General features: G+C 71.5%; 10 protein-coding genes and 1 pseudogene. 2 read left to right on the forward strand and 9 right to left on the reverse strand.

All coding sequences use genetic code 11. The features are described from left to right. The first annotated feature begins 24 nt into the window (after positions 1 to 24). Complete coding sequence (locus A3Q37_RS01960) at positions 25 to 753, forward strand: sugar phosphate isomerase/epimerase (protein ID WP_255311709.1); 729 nt, start codon at positions 25 to 27, stop codon at positions 751 to 753. A gap of 61 nt (positions 754 to 814) precedes the next feature. Here A3Q37_RS01960 and A3Q37_RS01965 read toward each other — a convergent pair whose 3' ends face one another. From A3Q37_RS01965 to A3Q37_RS01980, 4 genes are all read right to left on the reverse strand, one after another. Continuing rightward, positions 815 to 1,765 carry an SDR family oxidoreductase gene (locus tag A3Q37_RS01965; protein ID WP_065476682.1) on the reverse strand — a complete coding sequence of 317 codons (951 nt, stop codon included), beginning with the start codon at positions 1,763 to 1,765 and terminating at the stop codon, positions 815 to 817. Positions 1,766 to 1,953: 188 nt separating this feature from the next. Next, entirely contained in the window at positions 1,954 to 2,784 is an 831-nt protein-coding gene (locus A3Q37_RS01970) for an ABC transporter ATP-binding protein (protein WP_032785921.1), read from the reverse strand. Continuing rightward, positions 2,781 to 3,800: an ABC transporter substrate-binding protein gene (locus A3Q37_RS01975; RefSeq protein WP_065476685.1), complete on the reverse strand. Its 1,020-nt coding sequence runs from the start codon at positions 3,798 to 3,800 to the stop codon at positions 2,781 to 2,783. The genes A3Q37_RS01970 and A3Q37_RS01975 overlap by 4 nt, the downstream gene beginning before the upstream one ends. A gap of 36 nt (positions 3,801 to 3,836) precedes the next feature. After that, complete coding sequence (locus A3Q37_RS01980) at positions 3,837 to 4,700, reverse strand: ABC transporter permease (protein ID WP_065476687.1); 864 nt, start codon at positions 4,698 to 4,700, stop codon at positions 3,837 to 3,839. Positions 4,701 to 4,954: 254 nt separating this feature from the next. Here A3Q37_RS01980 and A3Q37_RS01985 point away from each other — a divergent pair, with 254 nt between their 5' ends. Then, complete coding sequence (locus tag A3Q37_RS01985) at positions 4,955 to 5,977, forward strand: LacI family DNA-binding transcriptional regulator (RefSeq protein WP_065476688.1); 1,023 nt, start codon at positions 4,955 to 4,957, stop codon at positions 5,975 to 5,977. A 23-nt stretch (positions 5,978 to 6,000) separates the two neighbouring features. Here A3Q37_RS01985 and A3Q37_RS01990 read toward each other — a convergent pair whose 3' ends face one another. The 5 genes and pseudogenes from A3Q37_RS01990 to A3Q37_RS02010 form a co-directional block, all read right to left on the reverse strand. Then, complete coding sequence (locus A3Q37_RS01990) at positions 6,001 to 6,585, reverse strand: GAF domain-containing protein (protein WP_065476690.1); 585 nt, start codon at positions 6,583 to 6,585, stop codon at positions 6,001 to 6,003. Then, complete coding sequence (locus A3Q37_RS01995) at positions 6,582 to 7,205, reverse strand: ATP/GTP-binding protein (protein WP_010057974.1); 624 nt, start codon at positions 7,203 to 7,205, stop codon at positions 6,582 to 6,584. Before A3Q37_RS01995 ends, A3Q37_RS01990 begins: the two co-directional genes overlap by 4 nt. Then, a complete protein-coding gene (locus A3Q37_RS02000; protein WP_065476692.1) occupies positions 7,183 to 7,554 on the reverse strand; it encodes a DUF742 domain-containing protein in 372 nt (123 codons plus the stop codon). Before A3Q37_RS02000 ends, A3Q37_RS01995 begins: the two co-directional genes overlap by 23 nt. 2 nt (positions 7,555 to 7,556) lie before the next feature. Beyond that, on the reverse strand, positions 7,557 to 7,991 hold the full coding sequence (locus A3Q37_RS02005; protein WP_006128963.1) for a roadblock/LC7 domain-containing protein: 435 nt from the start codon (positions 7,989 to 7,991) through the stop codon (positions 7,557 to 7,559). A gap of 5 nt (positions 7,992 to 7,996) precedes the next feature. Next, a pseudogene (locus A3Q37_RS02010) lies at positions 7,997 to 8,723 on the reverse strand (ATP-binding protein); the annotation flags it as partial.

An 8,723-nucleotide genomic window follows, 5' to 3' on the forward strand; every position in this document is an offset into this window, starting at 1 on the left:
CGGATCCCGCCGTCGGGGATCGGCATGCACCTGTACACCATGCGGACGCCGCTCGCGGAAGACTTCGAGGGCACGCTGGAGCAGCTCGCGGAGATCGGGTACGCGACGGTCGGCGTGAGCGGCCGGCACGGCAACTCCCCCGCCGCGATACGGCAGATGCTGGACCGAACCCGGCTCAAGGCGGTGCTGGAACATGTCGGCTACGACATCGTGACCGGTCCCGGGCTTCCGCAGGCGCTGGAGGACGTCCACACCCTCGGGGGTCAGTGGATCGTGGTGCCGAGCCTGCCCGGTTCGCTGCACTCGCCGGACGGATACCGGGAGGTGGCACGGCAGTTCAACCGGGCGGGTCTGGCCGCCCGGGAGTCCGGGCTGAAGCTGCTGTACCACAATCACGGCAGCGACCATGAGGTGGTGGACGGCGTCAGCCTGTACGACATCCTGCTGAACGAGACCGATCCGGAGCTGGTCGGTTTCGAGCTGGATCTGTACTGGGCGGCCGACGGCGGCTCGTCCGACCCGGGCGAGCTGTTCGTCCGGCACCGGGGGCGCTTCCCCGCGCTCCATGTGAAGGACATGGCGCCGAACGGGGACTTCGCGGACGTCGGGTCGGGGATCCTGGACTTCCCGGCGATGTTCGACACCGCGCGGCAGGGCGGGGTGAAGCAGTGGCTGGTGGAGCACGACGCCCCGGCCGATCCGTTCGCCTCGGCGCGGGCCAGCTACCGGTATCTGTCCCGGCTGCGTTACTGAGCCGTCGTGGTCGCGGTCCGGCCCCGGGTGTGCGGTACGGCGCCCGGGGCCGGGCCGCGTCTCAGCGGTGGGCGGCGAAGAACTCCTCGTACCAGGCGAGGGTGGCGTCCAGCGCCGTCTCCAGCGGGGTGGGGGTGAGTCCGTAGGCCTTCTCGATGGCGGAGGAGTCGAGGATCTGCGGTTCGGTGTGCTGGTAGAACATCTCGGCGTACTCCGCCATGAAGGTCTCGTCGAACGGGCCGAAGGGGCGCGGTTCGGTGATGACGGTGAGGTCGATCGGCCGGCCGGTGCGCTGTTCGATGAGCGTGAGGATCTCCCGGGTGGTGCGGGCCGGTGCGGTGGGCAGGTGCCACACCCGCCCGTCGGCGTCCGGGTGTTCGCCGAGGGTGGCGAGGCCGGCCGCGACGTCCTCGATGTACGTGTAGCTGTGCGGCAGGTCGATGTCGCCGAGTGCGGGCACGGGCTGCCCCGTGAGCGCGGCCGGGAAGACGGCCCCGCCGAGCGTGGAGTTGAGGACCCCGGGCCCGACGAAGTCGGCGGAGCGCCCGAGAACGACGGGGAGCCGGCCCTCACGGTGGGCGGCGAGGTAGCGGGCGTCCAGCTCGGCCCGCATCCGGCCCTTGCGGGTGGTGGCGTTCCACGGGGTGTCCTCGGTCATCACCGCGCCGTGCGTCTCCCCGTACGGGTAGAGCGTGTCGAGCACGACGAGCCGCGCGCCCTCCGCCTCGGCGGCATCGAGGACCGCCTCCTGGATCTTCGGCATGACCTCCACCTGGAGGTGATACCCGACGTTGACGCAGTGGTACACGACGGCGGCCCCGGCCACGGCGTCGCGGGCGCCCTCGGAGGTGGCGACATCGGCGGCGTACCGCTCGACGCCTTCGAGCGCGGCGCCGCTCCCCGACCGGTCGACGAGCCGTACGGGGTGGCCCCGGCGGACCAGCTCGCGGGCGAGGGCGGTACCGGCGGGTCCGGAGCCGAGGACGGTGTGGAGGGGCTGGGCGGCGGTCATGACGGGTCCCTTCGGGCGGAGGCAGCGAGGGAAGCGGAAGCACGTGAGTTTGATGCGCTCGCTTCTGTTAGAGACCATAACCACTGCGAGCGCTCACCGCAATGGCTTTCGTTAGACCCCTTAACGCAGAGGTCCCGGGCAGGAGACCCTGCCCGGGACCGAAACCTTCTCCACGAACGCGGACGCCCTCAGTCGTGCGCGGACACCGCCCCCAGCAGATCGCGGATGTGGGCCGCCGCCGCCCGGAACTCCGGGCGGCCCAGCGTCTCGCTGTAGTCGCGCTCGGCGGGCAGGCCCACCTCGATGATCTCCGTGACGGTGCCGGGGCGCGGGCTCATCACCACCACCCGGTCGGCCAGGTAGACGGCCTCCGAGATGGAGTGGGTGACCAACAGGACCGTCGTGCCGGTGGTGCGCCAGATGCGGTTCAGCTCGGTGTTCATCTGCTCGCGGGTGAGGGCGTCCAGCGCGCCGAAGGGCTCGTCCATCAGGAGGACCGGCGGTTCGTGCAGCAACGCCCGGCAGAGCGCGACGCGTTGCTGCATCCCGCCGGAGAGCTCGTGCGGGTAGGCGTCCTCGAATCCGCCCAGTCCGGTCATCCGGATCAGCTCGTCGGCCCGGGCGCGCGCCACGGCCGGTTCCATGCGGCGGATCTCGGCCTGGAGCAGGATGTTGCGCAGCGCCGAGCGCCACTCCAGCAGGGCCGCGCGCTGGAAGACGTAACCGATGTCGTGGCGGGGGCCGGTGACGCGCTCGCCGCCGAGCAGGACGTCCCCCGAGGAGGCGGTGAGCAGACCGGCCACCAGTTTGAGGAGGGTGGACTTGCCGCACCCCGACGGTCCGACAATGGCGACGAACTCCCCCGGCGCCACGTCCAGCGAGACATCGCTGAGCGCGGTGACATCGCGCTTCTTGCTCCGGAACCGGACCGCCACGTCCGCGAGCCGGACCCCGGCCGCCGGTCCCGCCCCTGCGGCGGCCGGGACGCGCGGTGTCGTCTGCTGCTTCGGCATCGTCATCCCTTCAGGGCCGTCTTCGTGTCCCAGTACTCCCCGACGGCCTTCGGCTTGGTGACCATGCCGGCCTCGGCGAACACGTCGATGGTCTGCTGCCAGTCCGCCTCGGTGTTGACGCCGGGCGCCTTGCCCTCGGTCGCCGCCGTGTGGAGCAGGGTCAGCGTCGTCGCGAACTGCTCGGACAGCACGGTCTTCGGCGGCAGTTGCTCGGAGGCCCCCTCCATGGCCGCCACCGCCGGCTCGGGCGCCTTCGCGGCGGCCGCCCAGGCCTCGCTGACCGCCTTCACCATGCGCTCCGCCACCGCCGGCTTCGAGGCGAGGATCTTCTGCCCGGCGAGCAGACCGTTGGAGTAGAAGTTCAGGCCGTGCTCGGAGAACCGGAGGTAGGAGACCGGCTTCTTGGCCTTGTCCTGCATGGTCGGGCCCTGGTCGCTGGCGTAACCGAGGAGGCCGTCGGTCTTTCCGGAGATCACCGCGGCGATCTTGCCGGCCGGGTCGGTGTTCTGGACGGTGACATCGGACTCGCCGATGCCGTTCTTCTTCAGGAAGATCGGGAAGGTCTTGGACAGCGCGTCCCCGGCCGTCCCGGCGATCGTCCGCCCCTTCAGATCGCCGGGCCCCTTGATGCCCTTCGCGTCGAAGGACTGCACGGAGGCCGGGGTCGTCTGGAGGAAGACACCGAGGCTCTTCACCTTCACGCCCTGGTCGACACCCGCGAGGAGGGCCGGGGTGTCGGCCCAGCCGAAGTCGGTCTGCCCGGCGGCCGTCGCCTGGACCGTCTTCTGGGAGCCCTGACCCGCCCGGATGTCCAGGTCGATGCCGTGCTTCTCGAAGATCTTCTGCTGCTTGCCGTAGTAGAACGGCGCGTGTTCGCCGTACGGATACCAGTTGAGCGTCAGCGTGACCTTGTCCAGCTTCTTGCCGGAGTCGCTGGTGCTGGTCGAGGAGTCCTCGCCGCCGCAGGCGGTGGCCACCAGGACGAGGGGGACGACACCGATCAGGAGTCTGCGCGCATGCATGGGCTGGCCCTTCTCACGAGGAGGTCGGTGCGTGGTTCAGAACGTGGTGGTGGCCGAGGTGTCCCGGCGGCTGGCGTGCCACGGCAGGAGCAGCTTCTCGGCGATCTCGACGACGACGAACAGCACGACGCCGATCAGCGACATCACCAGGAGCCCCGCGAAGAGCATCGGTGTGTCGAGGTTGCCGTTGGCCTGGAGGATGACGTAGCCGAGCCCTTCGTTCGCCCCGACGAACTCGCCGACGACCGCGCCGGTCACCGCGAGCGTGACGGCCACCTTGAGTCCGGAGAACAGATGCGGCAGGGACGCCGGGAAGCGGATCTTCACGAAGGTCTGCCAGGGCTTCGCCCCCATCGTGGCGGACAGTTGGAGCATTTCCGGGTCGACGGCCTTGAGCCCGGTGACCATCGAGATCACCACCGGGAAGAACGCGATGAGCACGGCGATGAGGATCTTGGGCGCGATGCCGAACCCGAGCCACACCACGAACAGCGGGGCGATGGCGATCTTCGGCACGACCTGGGCGAAGAGCAGGATCGGGTAGAGCGTGCGCTCGACCGTCGAGGAGTAGACCATCACCACCGCGGCCAGCACCCCGACGGCGACCGCGATGGCGAAGCCGAGGAGCGTCTCGTACGTCGTCACCCAGGTGTGCTGCCAGAGGTAACCGGCCTTCGAGGTCAGGACGTCGAGCGTCGCACCGGGCGACGGCACGAGATAGGCCCCGATCAGCTCGGCGGCCGCGATCACCCACCAGACGACCAGAGCGGCCAGCAGCAGGGCGAGGGGCCGCCAGCTCTGCTCCGCCGCGCGGACGAGCCGCTCCCCGGGCGTGGGACCGGCCCTGCGGGCGACCCCCGCCGCATCGGCGGGGCGCTTGCTGAGCGCGCTCTGGCTCACGGTGAACTCCCTGAACTTAGAGGGCAGTTGTGGAGAGCTGTGCAATGCTGCGATGCTGCGGGCCGACCGTGAAGGCGCTTTCAGAAAGCGCTTTCTGGTAAGGTGCCGCCACGCTAATGACTGCTCCCGCGCACGGTCAAGAGGTCGTCCCGAAGTTTCGGGGCCCTGCCACCACCGCACCCCTGGGGGTCGAGTTGAGTGAACGGGAAACACCGGTCCACCCCGATACGCGACGACGGGCGCCCGCCGCTCATGTGACGCTCGACGCGGTGGCGCGCGAGGCCGGCGTCTCGCTCGCCACCGCGTCCCGGGCCCTCAACGGCACCACCCGGGTCCGCGACGATCTGCGCGGCCGGGTGCGTGCGGCGGCCGATCTCCTCGGCTACATCCCCAACGCCCATGCCCAGGCCCTCGCCAGCGCCGAGGGCAACCGTACGGTGGGGCTGATCTGCCACGACGTGGGCGACCCGTACTTCGCGGGCATCGCCAGCGGGGTGATGCGCGCGGCCGCCGAGCAGGATCTGCTGGTGATGCTCGCCTCTACCTTCCGGGAACCGGCGCGGGAGATCGCGTACGTCTCGATGCTGCGGGCCCAGCGGGCTCGGGCGATCCTGCTGATCGGCTCGGGTTTCCAGGACCGGGCCTGGGAGCGGGCGATGGACGCCGAGTTGGAGCCGTACGTCCGGGCGGGCGGCCGGGTCGCGGTGGTCAGCCGGCACCGGTCGATGCGGGTGGACACCGTGCAGCCGGAGAACCGGGCCGGGGCGGCGGCGCTCGCTGCCTCGTTGGTGGCGCTGGGGCACCGGGACTTCGCGGTGCTCAGCGGTCCACCCGAACTGACCACGGTGGCCGACCGGTTGGCGGGGTTCCGCGAGGGGCTGGCGGCCGCGGGCATCACCCTTCGGCGGGTGGTGCGGGGCGCGTTCACCCGGGAGGGCGGGCACGCGGCGGCCCGTCAGCTGCTGGCCGCCGGGGGCGCGCGGCCGACCTGTGTGTTCGCGGTGACCGATGTGATGGCGGTCGGCGCGCTGGCCGCGCTGCGGGAGGCCGGTGTGCGCGTCCCGGAGGGCATGTCGCTCGCGGGGTTCGACGACATCCCCGTCGTACGGGAGGTGTCGCCGCCGCTGACCACGGTGGCGCTGCCGCTCACGGAGATGGGCGAGCAGGTGATCGCCCTCGCCCTGCGGACGCCTTCGGGGGCGAGGCGCTCGCGGGTGCTGCGGATCGAGGGGAACGTGGTCCTGCGGGGCAGTACCGGTGCGCCGCCCGGGAGTTGAGCGCCGGGGGGGAGGCGGCGGTGTCAGACGGTGCGGTGGCCCTCCCGGTCGTCGATCTGGCGGACGAGTTCATGGGCGAGCGACTTGATGGTGTCGAGTCCGGCCCGTCCCCAGGGGCGTGGCACGGTGTCGATGGCACAGACGGTGCCCAGCGCGATGCCGGTGCGGTCGATCAGCGGCGCCCCGAGGTAGGAGCGGATGCCTATGTCGTCCACCACCGGATTGCCCGCGAAGCGCGGGTAGTCGCAGACGTCGTCGAGGACGAGGGCCTTGCGCCGGACGAGGACGTGCGGGCAGTAGCCGTGGTCGCGGGCCAGGTAGCGGCTGCTGCGGTTGCTGCCCGCCGCGGCCGAACCGAGGTCCCGGCCACCGCGGTTGCCCGCCGGGGTGTGCAGCCCCGCGAAGAACTGCCGGTTCTCGTCGATGAAGTTGACCATCGAGAAGGGCGTGGCGGTGACTTCGGCCACCTTGTCGGCGAAGGCGTCGAAGTTGTCGTAGGAGGCGTCGGGGCGTTCGCCGAGGTCCAGTTTGCGCAGCCGCTTGGCGCGGGCCGGGCCGTGCCGGTCGGCGGGTGTGAGGAGCATCCGGCCGGTGGCGAAGGATGTCACGGGTGGGCTCCGAAGGTCTGGAGTGGGGCGGGCGCCGAGGTGGCGTTGATGAGGTGCTGGACCAGGGTGACGAGGGCGCCCGTGCCGGAGCTGGCGATCCGGGCGTCGCACAGGACGACGGGCACCTCGGGCCCGAGGTCGAGCGCGGCGCGGATCTCGTCCGGCTCGTAGCGGTAGGCGCCGTCGAACTCGTTGACGGCGACGATGAATCCGATGCCGCGCCGTTCGAAGAAGTCGATCGCGCCGAAGCATTCGGCGAGGCGCCGGGTGTCGGCCAGCACGACCGCTCCGAGCGCGCCCTGCGAGAGCTCGTCCCACATGAACCAGAAGCGCTCCTGGCCCGGGGTGCCGAACAGATAGAGCACATGCTGCTCGGAGAGGGTGATCCGGCCGAAGTCCATGGCGACGGTGGTGGCCGTCTTGGACTCGACCCCTTCCAGGTTGTCCGTCCCCACACTGCTCTGGGTCAGCAACTCCTCGGTGGACAGCGGGGCGATCTCGCTGACCGCGCCCACGAACGTCGTCTTGCCGACGCCGAATCCTCCGGCGACCAGAACCTTGAGGGCCACGGGAAAGAACTCGGCGGTTCCGGTGCGGTCAGAGCTGTCGTCGTAAACCATCGAGCACTGCCTCCAGCAGGGATCGGTCGGTGGGCATGTCGTGGAAAGCGGGAGCGTGCGCGGTGACCGCGCCGCAGGCGACCAGGTCGGAGAGGATGACCTTGGCGACGACCGCGGGCAGCCGGAGGTGTGCGGCGATCTCGGCGACGGACATCGGCCCTTCGCACATGCCGAGGGCGATGGTGTGTTCCGGGCCGAGCGGGATGTCCGGCTCGATGCCCGTGGCCATGATCAGGGAGAGCAGGTCGAACGCGGTGGACGGCCGGGTCCGGCCGTTGCTGATCGTGTACGGGCGGATCAGCCGGCCGGCCGCGTCGTCGAGCAGGGGCCCGTCCTGCGGGGCCGGCATCCTCAGATCCCCGGGGTGAACGGCGCGCCGGCCGGCTGCCGCAGCGGGGTCGTCAGATAGGGACGGACGCTCTTGACCAGCATCGCCATCTCGTAGCCGAGCACCGCGGCGTCGGCCTCACGTCCGGCGAGGACGGCGAGACAGGTGCCGGATCCGGCGGTGGAGACGAACAGGAGCGTGGAGTCCAGTTCGACGACCACCTGCCGGACGTCGCCGTTGTCCCCGAACCGGGCCCCGGCGCTGCGGCCCAGCGAGTACAGACCGGCGGCCAGGGCGGCCATGTGGTCGGCGCTGTCGGGGTCCATGCCGTGCACGGATTTCACCAGCCCGTCGGCGGAGAGCAGCACCGCGCTGCGCGTGTAGGGCACGCGCTGGACCAGCCCGCTCAGCAGCCAGTCCAGGTCCGAGACCTGGCCGGACGGCATATCGCTCGTCATGGTGTCTACTCCTTGAAGGTGGTGTCTTTGCGGGGTTCCGGGACGGCCTGGCCCGGCACGAAGGGCTCGCCCGTCCCACGGTCGTGGGCGCCTTCGGTGCGGCTGCCGCGCCGGTACGTGGCGGTGTCGTGCGGGTACGCGTCGGGCGGGTAGCTGTCCGGTACGGGCAGGCCGCCCGCGGGCAGCGCGTGGTCCGGCCGCGATCCACGGGCCGGACCCGGCCGGTCGTGCGGTGCGGTGGCCCCGCGTACGGGGAGGGGCGAGAGGGATTCCAGAGGGGCGTCGAGCGCGGTCTGCCCCCCGGTCGTCGTGGTGCCGCCGGGGTTCCCGTATCCGCTCTCGGGGCTCTCCTCCTCGGCGTTCTGGGCCTCGGCGAGGTCGACGCCGCGCCGGAAGGCGGCCATGAGGCCGGGGTCGTGCAGGGCGTGCTCGTCCTCGACGCGCGGGGCGGGGGCCTCGCGCAGCTGCGGGACGAGGCTTTCCTGGTTCGTCCGCTTGGGCAGTTCGGGCCGGGCGGGAGAGGGCGCCGCGTGATCGCGCTCGTGGACGGCGGCCGGGGCGGGCCGGTCGTCACGCTCATGGACAGCCGCCGCGCTCGGGCCGCCGCGCTCGGGCGGGGAGGCGGGGGGCGCGGGCCGGTCGATGCGCTCGGCGCGCAGCGGGAGGGGCGGGGCCTGGCCGGGGGGCTGCTGCGGACGTCCGTTCGGCGTGGGGGCGGACGCCTGGGGCGGG

Origin of the sequence: Streptomyces sp. PTY087I2 (assembly GCF_001687325.1) — a bacterium.
Classification (GTDB): domain Bacteria; phylum Actinomycetota; class Actinomycetes; order Streptomycetales; family Streptomycetaceae; genus Streptomyces.

Bases quoted from the DNA above. Each gene is read 5' to 3' on its own strand.
- A3Q37_RS01960 (WP_255311709.1), top strand. From the start codon at position 25: ATGCACCTGTACACCATGCGGACGCCGCTCGCGGAAGACTTCGAGGGC.
- A3Q37_RS01965 (WP_065476682.1), bottom strand. From the start codon at position 1,765: ATGACCGCCGCCCAGCCCCTCCACACCGTCCTCGGCTCCGGACCCGCC.
- A3Q37_RS01970 (WP_032785921.1), bottom strand. From the start codon at position 2,784: ATGACGATGCCGAAGCAGCAGACGACACCGCGCGTCCCGGCCGCCGCA.
- A3Q37_RS01975 (WP_065476685.1), bottom strand. From the start codon at position 3,800: ATGCATGCGCGCAGACTCCTGATCGGTGTCGTCCCCCTCGTCCTGGTG.
- A3Q37_RS01995 (WP_010057974.1), bottom strand. From the start codon at position 7,205: ATGGTTTACGACGACAGCTCTGACCGCACCGGAACCGCCGAGTTCTTT.
- A3Q37_RS02000 (WP_065476692.1), bottom strand. From the start codon at position 7,554: ATGCCGGCCCCGCAGGACGGGCCCCTGCTCGACGACGCGGCCGGCCGG.
- A3Q37_RS02005 (WP_006128963.1), bottom strand. From the start codon at position 7,991: ATGACGAGCGATATGCCGTCCGGCCAGGTCTCGGACCTGGACTGGCTG.